A 15,873-nucleotide genomic window follows, 5' to 3' on the forward strand; every position below is an offset into this window, starting at 1 on the left:
AAAAACCGGAAAAGTGTTGAGCGAGAAACTCACACACTTTTCCGGTTTTTGGCAGGATCAGAACGGACCTAGGAAGATCCAATCAATAGATCACTCAACACATGATTTCTATAATTCTTCCACTAATGCTTCTAATTCATTTAATCGTTGTTCAAACACGGCCATTGCATCTTCAATATAAGCTGCTTGGGTCATGTCCACACCAGCTTTCTTCATTACTTCTACTGGATAATCGCTGTTTCCTGCTTTTAGATACGTTAGGTAAGCATCTAATGCGCCTGGTTCTTTCTCCCAGATTTTCTTCGCTAAAGCAGATGCAGCAGAAAATCCTGTTGAGTATTGATAGACATAATAATTATAGTAGAAATGTGGGATACGCGCCCATTCATCTTTGATTTCTGGATCTTTTTCAACAGCTGGACCATAATACTTAGCATTTAATTCGCCATAGCTTTCACTTAGGTACTCACTCGTCAAAGGTGTTCCTTTTGCATCTTCTTGATGCATGAAGTGTTCAAACTCTGCAAATTGTGTTTGACGGAAAATTGTTCCTTTAAAACCATCTAAATAATGATTCAAGACATAGGCACGAACCCGAGGATCTTCTTCGGTCGCTAATAAATGTTCGGTCAAAATATTTTCATTTGTTGTTGACGCGATCTCGGCTAAAAAGATTGAATAATCACCATAGACGAAAGGTTGGTTCGAACGTGTGAAATAGCTGTGGACACTATGTCCCATTTCATGGACCAAGGTGAACAGTTGATCCAACGTATCATGCCAGTTCATCAGAATGTAAGGGTTGGTATCATAACTACCAGAAGAATAAGCGCCACTGCGTTTCCCTTTATTCTCGACTACATCGATCCAACGGTTTGAAAATGCTTCTTTTACGACAGCCAGATATTCTTCTCCCATTGGCGCAAGTGATTCAATGGCTTTTTCTACTGCTTCTTCATACGTAAATTTGATTGGTGCTTCACCTAATACTGGCGTATACAGATCATACATATGCAATGTATCTACGTTTAATAGTCGTTTCCGTAGTTCCATATATCGATGCAATAACGGCAAATGTTTGTTCACAACAGTAACTAAAGTATCATACACACTTTCAGGAATATGGTTATTGCTTAGTGCAGCTTCTCTGGCAGAAGCGTATCGACGTGCTTTGGCTTTGAAGTTGTGCCCTTTGATATGCGTCCCAAGTGTGGAAGCAAAAGTGTTTCTAAATTGTGCATATACGCTGTATAGTCCTTTGAACGCCGCTTCACGTACTTCACGATTGGTACTTTCTAATAATTGACCATATACACCATGCGATAATTGGATCTTTTCACCATTCTCGCCAGTGATTGTTGGGAACTCTAAATCAGCATTATTCAATACTGCAAATGTACCACTTGAAGCACCAAAGATTTCTCCGGCTCCAGCAAGTAATGCTTCCTGATCTGCTGACAAGATGTGTGCGCGGTTATCAACCATTTGTTTGACATAATGACGATAAACTTCTAATTTTGGTTCTTCTTCAAAATATTGCCAAATTTGCTCATCAGAAAGTTGCAATACTTCTGGCTCATACCAAGCAATTGCTTCACTCACTTTTGAAAGTAAACTTCCAGCACGAGCATACAATGCTTGATATGTCGTATTTGTCGTATCTTGGTCATTTTTTAAATGGGAATAGACATAAATAAGCTCAACTTTACGATACATTGTTAAGACAAATTCAAGCGCCTCCAAAAATGCTGTTGCTCCATTACCTAATGTTCCTTTATAATGCTCAGAATTTTTTAATTCTTCAGTCAATTCTTCGTACTTTTTATCAAATTCTTGATCGCTTGAAAAGATTGGTGTTAGGTCCCATGTCAATTTTTCAGGCAAATCTTCTCTATTTGGTAACTTCGTTGTTTCGCTCATCTGTTCCACTCCTTTTGTTCATCTTTGCAACTATGCTTTTCTGAATAAAAAATAATAGTTACTTTTTACTTACTCTTTTGAGTTTATCATAACTCTTTCATGTTTTGTATATGGAATTCTTCTCTGATTATTATTTTTGTACTAAACGTTTACACTCTTCATAAAACAATCGATAAATTTTTTGTTCATCAATCAAAGGAAATAACCACTCATTTTTATATTCCTTGATTTCCTGATACCATTTATCGAAAGAACTTGTTTTCTTATCATTCTCTTTGCATTTCATCTGTGAAAACAGCAACCGATAAAAGAATACTTGTTCAGAAAAAAAGCAAAAGAAATCACTTCCTTCATAGAACCACGATTCAAGATAAAGCACATGCTTCTTTCTTAGATAGCACTGTTCTTGTACTCCTAATACTTTTTTATTTTTTCGAATGATTTGTTTTGCTATCCAGTCTTTTGTTTTCACGGAAGAAGAACTTGGTATTTTTCGCAATGAGCCACTTTCGACTTCTAATACTGTTAATAGCTCTTTCTCAAAAAAGGACCAAGAAGATTGTTCAAACCTGATTTTCCCCGATAAGTCTGTGAAGATCTGACTATATAAGTAAACCTTTTGCGTAGACCAGTCGATTTGCCAAAAGTGGAGCTGTCGTAAATCGTCGTAGTAGCAAAACTTTTTTTCTAATCTTAAGCAATCGTTCCTTTTGAAAAATTTCATTCCTAATAGCCACCAAACAACATACCCATTTGCTTTGTAATTGATCGTCCTTTCGATCATTCGCTCATAAGACAATGGAGAACATTGGATCTCAAACGCATGATGACCAACCAAGATATCCGGACGTTGCATCAGTTGTGATAGATATCCTTCCATTTCTACTCTTGGATAGCTTTTTTTCAACCATCGGAAACATTGTCTTTTTAGATTAAGATGCTCTTCAGATTCCGCCTCACTAAATACTTGGCAGTCCGAAGTATCATGATGGAAAAAATGGGCGATTCTCTTCATTCCTCTTTTTAAAAACACTTGATTCCCACAGTTTGGACAATAGTAGTCGCACTCTTTTGTTGCATCAGTTGCTAAAAAAATAGACCCTTCTTTGTCTTTGGCGAGTAACATCGACTCACTTCCTTTCATTAGATAAATACGCCAACGAAAAAAGGTCTCAACAAATGTTGAGACCCTCGACAAAGCATACCTAGCAATGTCAACTATCGCTGTGTTAGCCTATCCTATGCTTTATTCAAAATAAAATTTTACTCGTTCCAGAGCATTACGTTCCATCAATTGCTGCCCATATTCATTCAATGCTTCAGCTGTTCGTGTACTTTTCTCAGCGAATTCTAAAATACGTGCATATTGATTTTCAACATCGGTTTGATTTAGATTTTCCATCCAAAAGTGAACAACTAAATAATAACGTTCTTCTAATTGGTATAGATCTGTCCAAGCTGATTCTAACTGAACATCATTGGCAAGCTGGATCACTTGCTCAAAGTCATTGAATACAAAGATTGCTCGTTGTTCACTTGCAGTAGTTGATTCTGTTAAGTCGCTTTCCTCTTCATTTGCAAGCATTTGACCTTGAAGAAACTCACTAACATCTGCGCTATTCAACGTCGATTCATTGTTTTGACCGATCTCTTCGTCTGGCATATTCTTACTGATAAACAGCTCTAGGCCATCCCCTTTTGGCAAAACTTGGAAAGTGACAGCTTCGCTACTTTGGAACTCCTCTTCAATATCCACTTCTTCTAAGATACTATAAAAAAAGTTTTCAATTTCTCTGTGGTTACCTAATAAATCTAAAAATGAGACCCCACGTTCTTCTAGGTCATCATGACCAATCATTACACGAATCGTATTCTCATTGATATGTTCCATTTCCATATGCTACACCTCACTTTATCCCAACTATCCATATAGATTAATTGTAGCGAAATAAGAATAAATGTAAAGAAAAAATCATTAAGTCCTAAAAAAACACAATTTATTTTTAATAAAAAAAAACTTAGAAAGACATCACATCCTCCTAAGTTTCATTCTGTGTTTTCTATAAACCAGCCATTAGCTGGGCTTGACGTAATTCTAATTGACGAACATCTCGTGGTAAGAAACGACGAATTTCATCTTCATTAAAGCCGACTTGTAGACGTTTGTTATCGATCATAATTGGTCTACGTAACAAACCAGGATTGTTTTGTACAAGCTCTAAAAGTTCTTGTAATGGTAACTCATCCAGATCCATGTTTAATTTTTGGAAAACTTTTGAACGGGTAGAAATAATTTCTTCTGTTCCGTCTTCCGTCATTTGTAAAATTGCTTTTAATTCAGAGCTATTAAGAGGTTCTGAAAAAATATTTCGCTCTACAAATGGAATCTGATGCTCTTGCAACCACGCACGAGCCTTTCTGCAGGAAGTACAACTTGGGGAAGTATATAGTGTTAACAACGTGCATCACTCCTTTTTGTGATTATAGCCACATTTTTGTAACAGAAGATCCTGAATATCTTCCATCTGTTTCTATTATACCTAATCAACATTTAAATAGCTAGCTTTTTTTTAAATTATTTTTAAAAAAAATGAAAGTTATCTAAGACAGATATACAGTTAAACCAAGGTTTCTACTTAATTTTGAGTAAAAAAATTAGAGTTTTCAAATACTTTTACAATACAAAAAACACATAACACAGCACAAAAATCTGTACTAGTCTTTTTGAAAACTTTAAAAATGATAGCGTTTTTTTCACGTGTAATGTTTTTTATTTATTTAATAACAAAAAATTTTTAAAACTCAGAAAATAAAAAAAACTAAAAAAATGTTGATTTTAACGCCACTATAAAATTGAAGTAGCAGATGCGTTCAACGGAAAAGTTAAAACCTACTAGCCAGCTTGCTAGTTAACGTTATTTTATATTTTGCTAATTTTATTTTTTCTGTATTAAAAAAACAAGTTATCTTTTGTTTTATTTATTTTTACTATTATAATCCATTTGACAAAGCGGAAAATAGATTTGTTGATTTCTTTATAATAAAATTAATTATTTTTAGTTAAAAAAACTAAAATACACAAACCTTATTCTGTCAACTAATAAGAAATATAGTAATAAAAACCTTTAAATCTCAACGTTTTTATCACCTTTTTTTTGATACAATAAGCGAGGATTTGTGAAAAGATAGAATATTGAAAGGCGTGTAATAATTTGATTAAATCAGTTGTATTTGATGTTGACGATACAATGTATGATCAGCAACAACCATTTAAGAATTCAGTTCAAAGCGTGGTACCTCAAGTAGCAGAAGAAGATATGCATGGATTATATATCCGTTTCCGCCATCACAGCGATGAGAATTTCCCAAAAGTCATGGCTGGAGAATGGACACTTGATTATATGCGTGCACACCGCATTAGTCAGTCCTTGATCGATCTAGGTTATTCACCTATCTCTGATGAAAAATGCTTAGTTTTCCAAGAAGTCTACGAAGAGGAACTAGCAAATATCTCTCTTCATCCTGAAGTAAAAAAAACACTTGATTTTCTTAAAGAAAAAAATATTCCATTAGGGATCATCACCAATGGACCAACTGATCATCAAACAAAAAAATTAAATCAACTTCAATTAACAAATTGGATTCCTGCTGATTGTATGCTAGTTTCTCAAGCAACTGGCTTTCAAAAACCAGAAAAGGAAATCTTCCAATTAGCCGAGAAAACTTTCAATATGTCACCTAATGAAACACTATACGTTGGCGATAATTACGAAAACGATGTGTTAGGTGCTAAGAGTGCCAATTGGCAGACGTTATGGTTCAATCACCGCAAACGTTCCATCAACGAGCGTCCAGTGTGTGATGTAGAGATCAACGAGTTCGATCAACTGCTATCCGCTATAAAAACTGCTGTAGGAGAAGCTCAGCTTGTCTGATCAAATAAGCATCTGCGAATAAATAAACAAGAAAAACCAAGGAAGATCACTGCGCAGATTTGCGGCTCTATAATTTATGGGACTGATGAATCAGAATTGATTCTTCAGTCCCATTTTCATTTTAGGTATTAAAAAACATATCGTTCTCTAGTATGATTAAATCACCACAAAATAAACAACTGAGAGGACGATATGCTATATGAATGATTCTATCAAAAAAATGCTGAGAATAATAGAGAAAGATTTGATGATTACAGAGGTCTCTTACGAGACCCTTCAGAAGAAAAAGACGTTGGTCGTCGATGCTGTTCTCTCGCCTACTCCTCGTGCTTGTAGAAGTTGTGGTTCTACTGTGGTAGATGGAAACGGGAAAGCAATTATAGTGAAAAATGGAAAAAAAGAAACGATTGTCCGTTTTGAACAATACAATCATATGCCTTTGGTTATGCGCCTAAAAAAGCAGCGCTATACCTGTAAAAACTGCCGAACCCATTGGACTGCTCAAAGTTATTTTGTCCAATCCAGACATTCAATCGCAAATCATGTTAGATATAAAATTGCTTCTTTACTGACTGAAAAAGTATCTTTATCTTTTATTGCGAAAAGCTGTCAGGTATCTTTGACCACTGTTATTCGTACATTGAAAGAGTTTAAAAGCTATTTACCAAAGCAATCTAAGAAGATTCTCCCAAGAGTATTGATGGTTGATGAATTTCGTTCGCATGCTTCCATAGAAGATAAAATGAGCTTTATTTGCGCAGATGGCGAAACAGGAAAATTAATAGATGTTTTGCCTACGCGTAAATTACCTCGATTAACAAGCTATTTCTTAAAGTGTACCAATCCAGAAGAAGTAGAATTCTTGGTGACAGACATGAACGCCGCCTACTTCCAGCTCACCAAACGTGTTCTGCCAAATGCGAAAATAGTGATTGATCGGTTTCATATTGTCAAACACATGAATCAAGCGTTCAATGAGTTGCGTATCCGTGAAATGAATGAACTTCGTAAAGCAGGACAGAAAAGCCAGGCAGAAAAACTGAAAAAGAACTGGCGCTTTTTGCTAAAAAATCGTGCAAACATCAACCATTATGAATACAAAACATGGAAAAGTTTCCGAGCACCAAAATACCCATTTCTTACTGAAGCAATGATGATTGATCGATTGCTTGAGTTTTCTACGCCCCTAAAGGAGGCGTATCCCTTTTTTCATGAATTAGTTGAAGCCTTTCGAGACAAAGACCCTGACTTATTTTTCTCCTTATTAGCAGAACTTCCCGAAACGTTGGATGACAGCTTTCGGGAAAAGCTTCAAAACCTTCTGACCTATGAAGAAGGCATCACCAACGCAATGATCTATCCTTATTCCAATGGAAAAATAGAAGCGAAGAATACCCACATAAAGACAATGAAACGAGTATCCTACGGATTTAAATCATTCGAGAACATGAGAATTAGAATCTTTTTGATCAATCAATTAATCAAAGTAAGATAACAAAAAATCTGAGCCAGAATGAGGTTCATTCTGACCCAGATTTGATTTTGCACAACTCATCAGTCCTTATTGACAAAGAGCCAGATTTGCGTGGCTATCTTCCTTGGCTTATTTACTGTTTCCTGTATAAGAGAGTAATTACTCAATAAATGATCTTTACGTTTTATTCGTCATTTTCACCAATACTTAGAATCAAACGAATATCGTCTTCTGTTAGTTTCGTCAATTGTTCTTCGTTTCCTTGGATTACTTTTTGGAACAATTCTCGTTTTTCTTGCTGTAAGGAATCCATTCGCTCTTCGATTGTTCCTTCAGCAATCATTCGCCATACTTCAACAACATTTTTTTGTCCAATACGATGGGCTCTTCCAGCAGCTTGTTCTTCGATCGCTGGGTTCCACCATAAATCATAAAGGATGACTGTATCTGCGCCAGTTAGATTTAACCCAGTCCCTCCTGCTTTAAGTGAAATAAGAAAGACATCTTTTTCACCCGCGTTGAAAGCATCGACCATGGTTAAACGATCTTGTGCCTTTGTACTTCCTCGTAAATAAAAGGTACTTAGCCCTAATTCAGCTAATTCCTCTTGAAGGATCGTCAGCATACCCGTAAATTGGGAGAACAACAAGACACGACGGTTATTTTCTTTTGCAGCTAGTAATAAATCTTTTACTTGTTCTAACTTACCTGATCCACCTTGGTAGTCTTCTACAAACAAGCGAGGATCACAACAAATTTGACGTAAACGTGTCAGTCCTGCCAAGATGCCGATCCGATTCTTTTTGAACGACTCTGAATCCATAGCTGATACTTCTTCACGCATTTGTCTTAAATAAGCAAGGTACACTGTTTTTTGTTCTTCCGTCAACGCAGAATAAAGATTCATTTCAGTTTTTTCTGGTAAATCTTTGAGAACTGTTTGCTTATCTCGTCTTAAAACAAAAGGTCGGATCATTTGCGCGATTTCATCTGTCGTCAATTCTCTAAAACGTGTCCGATTCGGAAAGAATCCCGGCATGATTGTAGCAAATAGTGACCATAGTTCTTCAAGGCTATTTTCGATTGGTGTCCCACTTAAAGCAAAGCGCTGTGGAATATGCAACTCTCGTAAAGCTTGAGCAGTCTTTGTGCTGCTATTTTTCACCATTTGCGCTTCATCTAAGACTAAATAATTAATCGTCGATGATTGATATTCAGAAAGATCCTGACGTAAGCTCGCATAAGAAGTAACACGAATATCTACTTTTTCAGCTAACAAAGTTTCTCGCTCTTTCTTATTGCCATTGATCACTTGGACACTCAATGAGGGTGCAAACTTTTTCACTTCGGCTTGCCAGTTATAGATCAAACTCGCCGGTGCTACGATCAAGGCGTCCAACGCACCTTTTTCTTCTTTCTCCGAAAGCAGAAAAGCAATAGTCTGCAACGTTTTCCCTAGACCCATTTCATCAGCTAAAATGCCACCAAATTGATAATGACCTAACATTTTCAACCATTGGAAGCCTTGCTTCTGATAGTCTCTAAGCTCTGCTTGCAAATTCTTTGGTAAAGTGGCTTTGTAATTCGTAGGATCGATCAAGTCTTGAGTCATTTGTTGGAAAGAATCGCCAAAACTAGCATTACTTCCTGTAAATTGTTCTTTGATCATCAATCCTTGATTTTTTGGCACTTGGATAACGCCATCGTCTGAACGGATCGTATCTCTGAATTGTTGTAGGATTTTGCTTGTTTGTTGGAATTCTTCTGAATCAAACGATAATACCTGTCCACTTTCTAAGGTATAAAATGAATCATTTCTTAACAAACTCTGCAAAACATTGTCGATTTCATGCTCGTTGATTCCTGTCACATCAAAGCGGATATCTAGCCATGATCCTGTTTCTTCTACTTCGATCTGTGGTTGGTGTTTTTGTGCATCTAGATATAATTCCCGTAATTTTTTTCCTATACGGACTTCTCCAAATTGACGAAAAACAGCTAATTCTGTCCGGAAAAACTGATACAAAGCTTCACCTTCAGGTAATGGACGTTCGTAGCCCGTTTTATTTTTCCGGTAACGGTACATACGAAACAAATCAAGGACCCGCTGTTCTTGCGCCGTATCTCTCAATATTTCGGTAGTTTGCTCAGCAAGCGTTTCATGTCGTTCATCTGTGGAGAACACAACATCTCCATATACAAAATCGATCCTTGCTTGAATTTGCCCTTTCATTTTTTTAAAAACAAAGACAAACTCTACTGGAATATCTGCGACTTCTGCTGTCACTTCATCATCAATAGCAACGGTTCCTATCTGATCTAAAAGCGGTAAAATTTCTTTAAATAAAGAAGACAATTCTTTTTTATGAAAGGCAACTTCTGGCTCTTCAAAACGTTTCATCAGTTGTTTCCAAGTCAAATAGATCGTCTGTTGCTGTTTAGTCAAATGATAGATAGTACCTTGTCTGATCCCCCACTGATAGTGAGACAAGAACAAATCAAAGTCACTTACGGCAGTCAATTGATACTGTGTTTCTCTCTTCTTGACTTGAAAACTTAGCGGTTTCGTATCATCTGAAAACTGGATGCCATGATAAGTTTGATCATTGATCTGTAGTTTCAAACGTGTCGATTGATTCATACGCTCTAACAAAGATTTCGATTGATCGATTGGCAAAAGTAAGTAACGCTTGTCTAATTTCCCTTTTACCAAGACACCGTTTGCGCCTAATAATGTTTGTGTCTGTGCAATACCTGCGAATAGCTCCATTAGTTGTTGATCTTCTTGTTGGAAAACTCGGTGCTCTAAACGGAATTGATACTGTTTATTGACCGTATAGTTTTCTTCTTCTGTATACGCCTGTAGAAATTCATAAATATTTTTTACGATGTATGTCTTCTTAGGTGTTTCTAGAAAGCCCACACGTAGATAAACCGCCAAAATAGAAAGTTCTGGATGGTATTGATTGGTTTCGATCTGTTCGACATGATAATCGATCACTAAGGGTTGCAAGGATTTAGTAGAAGTCTTCCCTTTTAATCGGGCAAATCCTTTTGTCAATAGTTCTCCTTCACTGGTCTTTTTCGTTGGTTCGATCATTTTTTGATCTTTCTGCATGATACGAGAAAGTTGTTTCGATCGTAAATAAAGTTCTACTGCAACAGTGTGCTTGCAATAATGATGTTCTTCCCAGTATGGGCATTGACAGTAGTCGATTTCTTTTGCTGTACCATCTAAATCAACTAAATACAGCTCGCTACCTAAAACCTCTGCATGCCACACATTATCTTCTTGATCTGGGACAACCGATAACACACGGTCTTCTTGCAAATATTGACGCCCTCTTGCAATGACTTTTTCCGGAATACTCCATTTCATTGTTATCAATCTCCCTTCTTAACCAAAATGGTAGTGTATTTCACTCTGTCCACTACCTTTTGTATCAATTCGTATTTGTTGCAAGACACGTTCTTTCAACTCACGTACATGGCTGATGATCCCGATCATCCTGCCTTCGCTTTCAACTGTTTCTAATGCTTCCATCGCCATTTCCAAGGCTTCTTCATCCAGTGAACCAAACCCTTCGTCAATAAACAATGCTTCGATCGTGATTCCACCAGCTTGCGCTTGAATCACTTCTGCCAAGGCTAAAGCTAATGATAATGCAGCAATAAAGCTTTCGCCTCCGGATAAAGTATGCGATCCTCTGGTCGTTCCTGCTTCATCATCGTACACGTTGATCTCCAGGCCAGTCTTTCCGCGGTAGCTACCAACTTCTTCATCTAATTCAAACTGATAGCGGCTTTTTGTCAATCGTATCAGATGTTCATTAGCGACTTGCAAGACTTCTTGTAAATAAACTTGCAAGACATAACGTTCAATACTTGTTTTTTTAGGATTTTCGCCATTCATTGTCTGTGATAATTGTTGCAACTGGATCAATTCATCTAGTTGTTCCTGACTATTTTGATAACTTGTAGTAAATTCCATGATCACTTTCTGATTGGTTTTATACTCTTGTTGTAAGTGATAGATCAATTGTTGTTGCTCTTCAATGTGTTGTTTGATTTTTTCGATTCGTTCACTCAACACTGTCAAATCTTGGGATTTTTCATCATAAGTGACATGTGCCAATTGTTCTAAGCGAGTGGAAAGAACCAACTGTTTCGTTTGATAATCCTTGATCGTTGTTTTTCTATTTTCGTATGTGACTGTTTCTTTTAACAACGCTGCTATTGCTTCTTGCGAAGAAAAATCAGTGTGTTGCTCTAAGAAACTAGAGATTTTCCGTTGTTCTTTTTCATATTGAGCAATTGTCTTTTCGATTTGTTCAGTCAACGCTTCGATTTTAGTCGTCAAAACAGCTGATTCTTGCTGGAGTTTCTCACCTTGGGCCATTTGCTCTTCCAATTCTTGCTTGCTCTTGCTCGACTGTTCGGCTAATTGATCAGCTTCTTTTACTAAAGTATCAAGGTCTTCTGCTCCTAATTGTTGACTCAATCCTGCCATCTCACCTTGGAGTCGTTGGATTTTTTCATTATGGAGCATTTGTTGAGCTTTGATCTGTTCACTTTGTTCTTTGTTGCTGGCTAGTTCTTCCATGACCCTTACTTGTGCTTCTTCTGCTTTTTTGATTTCCTTTAAACGAGCATTGAGGGTTTTCTCTATTTCCGCCAACCCTTGAACAATATCTTCTTGGACATCTATTTGGAAGGTGGCTTTTAACTCTGTGTTCAAATAAATTGCTTGTTGATCCAACTGTTGACTCATTTCCACTTGTTGCTGGCTTAAACGAGCAAGCTGTTGGTTGATTTCTTCGATTTCTGCTTCTTTTCGACCAATTTCTTGATGCGTTTTTTCGATCGATTGTTCTGCTTGGACCATTTTTTCTTCAAGCACAGCTAAGTTTTCCTGCACTGATTCACGATTATCCGGTGTCAATGGATGCTCCGTTGCACCACATACTGGGCAAGGTTCACCAGGTATCAATAGGGTTTGTAAATAAGTAATTTGTTGCTTTGCCCAGTCGCTTTTACATTGATTGAACTCGTGTGTTTGTTGTTCAAGTAATCGTTGTTTTTCTACCAATTGCTCTGTTGTTTGTTCAAAGTACTGATGATTTTTTACTAGTTCTTTGTCAAGGTGATCAAGGTGTTGCTGTTGTTCACAGTAACGTTCCCCTTCTAAACGTAAACGTTCATAAACCAACTGTTTTTCTTGTAGTTCCCCTTGGGTTGCTAAAACGGTTTGACTCGTTTGTTGTCTTTCTTGAAGGATCAATTGCTGATCTGCCAGTTGTTGGATTTCTTGCTGTAACTCACTGACTTTTTTTTCCATTACGGAAAGTTCCGATTGTTTTTCTCTGAAAGTATCGGCCACTGGGATCAATCGTTGCTTTTCTTGGAGCGTTTGACTCATTTTTGCTATTTTTTGTTCGAGATTTTCTCGTACGTCCGCCTGTTCTTGCCATTTCTGTAAATCACTTGTCACCTTATTGCACGCAATAATTAGTTGCTGTTTCTCACTTTCCTGTGTGGTAAGTGATTCTTGATATTCTTGGCTACGTTCAAGCGGTGTGCGCAATTGCTGAGCAACTTCATAATGGGAAATCCATCTTTGGTGCTCCTCGATCACTTGTTGTTGCTCATTGAGCACTTGTTGTTCTGCTAATAATTGTTGCTTTTCTTCATAAGCAGATTTTTGATTTTTCCCGTGGTAGTAATCCGTCTCGCTGATTTTTTGTTCTTCTTTCAGTTGCTCTAATACTTCTTGCTCTGAGGCGAGCCTTGTTGAAACTTGATCTTGATACTCTTTCCACTCATTGATCACTGTCTCAAAAGATTGTAGACCAGCCGGTTGCTTCTCCTCATAGGAACTAAATTGCCTTTGCAATAAGACTAATTCTTGCTCTAAATGATCCAGTTCTTTTTGCTTGTTCTTGGCTTTTTCTTTCAATTGTTCGGTGAATCGTTGAAAGAATTGTGTGCCGAATAAGTTACGTAAAACTGTTTCTTTTTCACTACTAGAGGAAATCAAGAAATTCCGAAATTCTCCTTGCGGCAGTAAGACGATCTGTGAAAATTGTTTCGCATCTAAATTCAATAGTTCTTTGATTTCTTGATCGACTTCACTACGTTTTGTTAATTGTCGAATTTCTTTTCCTTTTTCATCAAAGATCGTTAAACTGACTTTTGCCGCCTGTTTTCTCATGCCCTCACCCTTGCGTTTAGCTAACAATTGTTCAGGCTTACGTTCGACTTCATAACGCAACTGTTGATGTTCAAACGAAAAAAAGACACTCGTTTCGTCTTCTGGTGTCGCAAATAATGACCGCATCTCTTTGCCAGACCGCAACCTTCCAGATGTTTCTCCAAAAAGCGCATAAGTCATGCCATCAAAAATCGTTGTTTTGCCAGCCCCTGTTTTTCCTGTAATCAAAAACAAGGCCGCTTGGGTCAATTTTGAGAAATCAATCGTTTCATCAATAAATGGGCCAAAATTTTTCAATCGTAACGTCTGTGGTTTCATACTTGATCATTCCGTTTCTGTGAGTTCTTGCAACGTTTCTTCTAACCAGCTCATTTGTTGTTCTGTCATCGGTTCATCCACCATTTCGGTAAAGAATGTTTCCGCGAGTTTCTTTGGTTGCTTGATTTCAAGTGTCTGTCGTTTGCTTGTGGAACGATGCCGTCCATTGACACGTTCGACACCAAGTATTCGAGGATAGATTGCTCGTAGTTGGTTCATCATGTTAGGAATAACTGCGCGATCTTTTAAATAAATCTGCAAATAATTTTCTCGGTTGATCGTATGGTAAAAACTTGGGTCTAATAATTCTTTAAAACTAGCAGTTACTTCAGCGATATCATACAAAGGTGTGATTTCTTGAAAATCCAACACCAAGGTGTCAGTTAGATCAACGATCCAAACACCTTTTTTCTGATTGATCTCTGAAAGTGAGAATTTAAGTGGCGAACCACTGTATCTAGCATTTTCTTGTTGCAAGGCTGCTTGATTATGAAGATGTCCTAAAGCGACATAATCAAATGGCTCCAATAAACTACCTGGAATCGCATCTAGTCCGCCCACTTCGATTTTTGTTTCTGAATCTGATTTCTTACTACCCGTCACAAAAAAGTGGCTGACCAGCACCTGTTTTTTTTCAGGATCAAAAGCGAGTTGCATCTGGTCAACTACTTTTTCCATTGCTTGTTGGACCGTGCGGATCGTATCATCTTCAAAATAACTTCTAGCAGAGATTGGTTCAAAATAAGGCAATAAGAAAAATTGAGTATTTTGATAGTCGATAGGTTGGAAAGCTTCAGCAAATCGGGTGTGTAAAAAGAATTTTGTTTGGCTGAACCATTCAGTTCCAGCAGATAATCGAACACTGCTATCATGGTTTCCTGAGATAGCGAAAATCGGGAATTTTTCGTTCAGGTTCCAGTCGATCATCAATCGATTGAACATCTCTACGGCTTCTACGGCCGGAATACTTCGATCATAGAGATCACCTGCAATAACGATCGCATCCACTTTTTCCTTTTTCGCAATCGTTAAAATCTCAGATAGTACATGTTCTTGCTCTTTAAGTAAATCGTAGCCCTGCAATTTTTTCCCTATATGCCAATCAGCTGTATGTAAAAAACGCATCTCATCACCTCAAAAAAATATCCTTCTTACTATTATAACACTTCCATCAAGGACATGACAGCTAGAATCAATTACAAAAAGGGGATTTTATAACAAAAAAAGCGATAAAGAAGCGGTGTCTTAGACAATCCGTTTCTTTTATCGCTCATCGAATAAAGAACAATTATTCTGTTTCATTCTTTTTTATGATCTCATATTTAAAATCAGGATTTACTTCCTTGTCTAGTTTATCAAATGCGGCTTGTGTGCGTCGCTCGATTTCTGCCATTCCTTCCTTGTCAGTTTTTTTGATATCTGACAAGTCGATCGGTTCACCAAAGCGAACAATCACTCGTTTGCGTTTGAATAGATCACCTAACGTGAGAGGTCCTTGATACACAGCTGGAACGATTTTTACTTTGGCCATTTTGGCAATTAACGCCATTCCACCTTTCAACTCAGTCGCATGTCTTGTCCCACTTGGAAACATGATCAATCCTAGATCGGTTGATTTTAGAATCTTGACAGGTGTCTTGATCACACTTGGTCCCGGATTGTCTCTTTTGACTGGAAAAGCATTCGAGCGTGTTAAGATAAATCGTAAAACAGGGTTTTTGAACAATTCTTCTTTCGCCATAAAACTAAACGATTTAGGTGATGCAGCAACAGCGAGATACAACGGGTCCCACCAAGTGCGGTGTGGTGCAACAAGTATGTAATTCTCGTCTTTTGGTAAGACTTCTTTATTTTCATAACGGGCATTGCCATTGATGACAGCTAAAATCACTTTAACGAGCCCGCGCATAAATCGATAGAACATATCCTCTTCCTTTCTTTACTTCTCGTTCCTATAGTATGCCTAAAAAAGACCGATTTGACAAGTTCTCTTGGTTCTTTTGAACAAAAATAGT

At 37.3% G+C, this 15,873-nt stretch carries 10 protein-coding genes; 2 read left to right on the forward strand and 8 right to left on the reverse strand.

Features of this window, described 5'->3' with window-relative positions:
• Window positions 1-108: 108 nt before the first annotated feature.
• The 4 genes from pepF to spxA all read right to left on the reverse strand — a co-directional run bounded on the left by pepF (window position 109) and on the right by spxA (window position 4,379).
• Window positions 109-1,920, reverse strand: a complete 1,812-nt coding sequence (gene pepF / locus HZ311_RS05675) for an oligoendopeptidase F (protein ID WP_010734244.1) — start codon at window positions 1,918-1,920, stop codon at window positions 109-111.
• 130 nt (window positions 1,921-2,050) lie between these two features.
• Entirely contained in the window at window positions 2,051-3,046 is a 996-nt protein-coding gene (locus HZ311_RS05680) for a competence protein CoiA (RefSeq protein WP_137072862.1), read from the reverse strand.
• 120 nt (window positions 3,047-3,166) lie between these two features.
• A complete protein-coding gene (locus HZ311_RS05685) occupies window positions 3,167-3,817 on the reverse strand; it encodes an adaptor protein MecA (RefSeq protein ID WP_010734242.1) in 651 nt (216 codons plus the stop codon).
• A 163-nt stretch (window positions 3,818-3,980) separates the two neighbouring features.
• Window positions 3,981-4,379: a transcriptional regulator SpxA gene (spxA, locus tag HZ311_RS05690; RefSeq protein ID WP_019723016.1), complete on the reverse strand. Its 399-nt coding sequence runs from the start codon at window positions 4,377-4,379 to the stop codon at window positions 3,981-3,983.
• A gap of 753 nt (window positions 4,380-5,132) precedes the next feature.
• Between spxA and HZ311_RS05695 the strand changes: the two genes are divergently transcribed.
• The gene (locus HZ311_RS05695; protein ID WP_010734240.1) at window positions 5,133-5,855 is read left to right on the forward strand and encodes an HAD family hydrolase; all 723 of its coding nucleotides are present in this window, start codon (window positions 5,133-5,135) and stop codon (window positions 5,853-5,855) included.
• Window positions 5,856-6,054: 199 nt separating this feature from the next.
• Window positions 6,055-7,350 carry an ISL3-like element ISEfa11 family transposase gene (locus HZ311_RS05700; protein ID WP_010734358.1) on the forward strand — a complete coding sequence of 432 codons (1,296 nt, stop codon included), beginning with the start codon at window positions 6,055-6,057 and terminating at the stop codon, window positions 7,348-7,350.
• Window positions 7,351-7,513: 163 nt separating this feature from the next.
• On the opposite strand, the gene HZ311_RS05705 is transcribed toward HZ311_RS05700, so the two are convergent.
• The 4 genes from HZ311_RS05705 to HZ311_RS05720 all read right to left on the reverse strand — a co-directional run bounded on the left by HZ311_RS05705 (window position 7,514) and on the right by HZ311_RS05720 (window position 15,782).
• Complete coding sequence (locus tag HZ311_RS05705; RefSeq protein WP_178946524.1) at window positions 7,514-10,708, reverse strand: DEAD/DEAH box helicase; 3,195 nt, start codon at window positions 10,706-10,708, stop codon at window positions 7,514-7,516.
• An 18-nt stretch (window positions 10,709-10,726) separates the two neighbouring features.
• Entirely contained in the window at window positions 10,727-13,858 is a 3,132-nt protein-coding gene (locus HZ311_RS05710) for an AAA family ATPase (protein ID WP_178946525.1), read from the reverse strand.
• Between the two features lie 6 nt (window positions 13,859-13,864).
• Window positions 13,865-14,983, reverse strand: a complete 1,119-nt coding sequence (locus tag HZ311_RS05715; protein ID WP_178946526.1) for an exonuclease SbcCD subunit D — start codon at window positions 14,981-14,983, stop codon at window positions 13,865-13,867.
• A 163-nt stretch (window positions 14,984-15,146) separates the two neighbouring features.
• Entirely contained in the window at window positions 15,147-15,782 is a 636-nt protein-coding gene (locus HZ311_RS05720) for a lysophospholipid acyltransferase family protein (RefSeq protein WP_010734236.1), read from the reverse strand.
• Window positions 15,783-15,873 lie beyond the last annotated feature (91 nt).

It is taken from the genome of Enterococcus mundtii (assembly GCF_013394305.1).
Classification (GTDB): Bacteria; Bacillota; Bacilli; order Lactobacillales; family Enterococcaceae; genus Enterococcus_B; species Enterococcus_B pernyi.

Coding starts and splice junctions, on each gene's coding strand:
- HZ311_RS05680 (WP_137072862.1), bottom strand. CDS start 3,046: ATGTTACTCGCCAAAGACAAAGAAGGGTCTATTTTTTTAGCAACTGAT.
- HZ311_RS05705 (WP_178946524.1), bottom strand. CDS start 10,708: ATGAAATGGAGTATTCCGGAAAAAGTCATTGCAAGAGGGCGTCAATAT.
- HZ311_RS05715 (WP_178946526.1), bottom strand. CDS start 14,983: ATGCGTTTTTTACATACAGCTGATTGGCATATAGGGAAAAAATTGCAG.
- HZ311_RS05720 (WP_010734236.1), bottom strand. CDS start 15,782: ATGTTCTATCGATTTATGCGCGGGCTCGTTAAAGTGATTTTAGCTGTC.
- HZ311_RS05710 (WP_178946525.1), bottom strand. CDS start 13,858: ATGAAACCACAGACGTTACGATTGAAAAATTTTGGCCCATTTATTGAT.
- pepF (WP_010734244.1), bottom strand. CDS start 1,920: ATGAGCGAAACAACGAAGTTACCAAATAGAGAAGATTTGCCTGAAAAA.
- HZ311_RS05685 (WP_010734242.1), bottom strand. CDS start 3,817: ATGGAAATGGAACATATCAATGAGAATACGATTCGTGTAATGATTGGT.
- HZ311_RS05700 (WP_010734358.1), top strand. CDS start 6,055: ATGAATGATTCTATCAAAAAAATGCTGAGAATAATAGAGAAAGATTTG.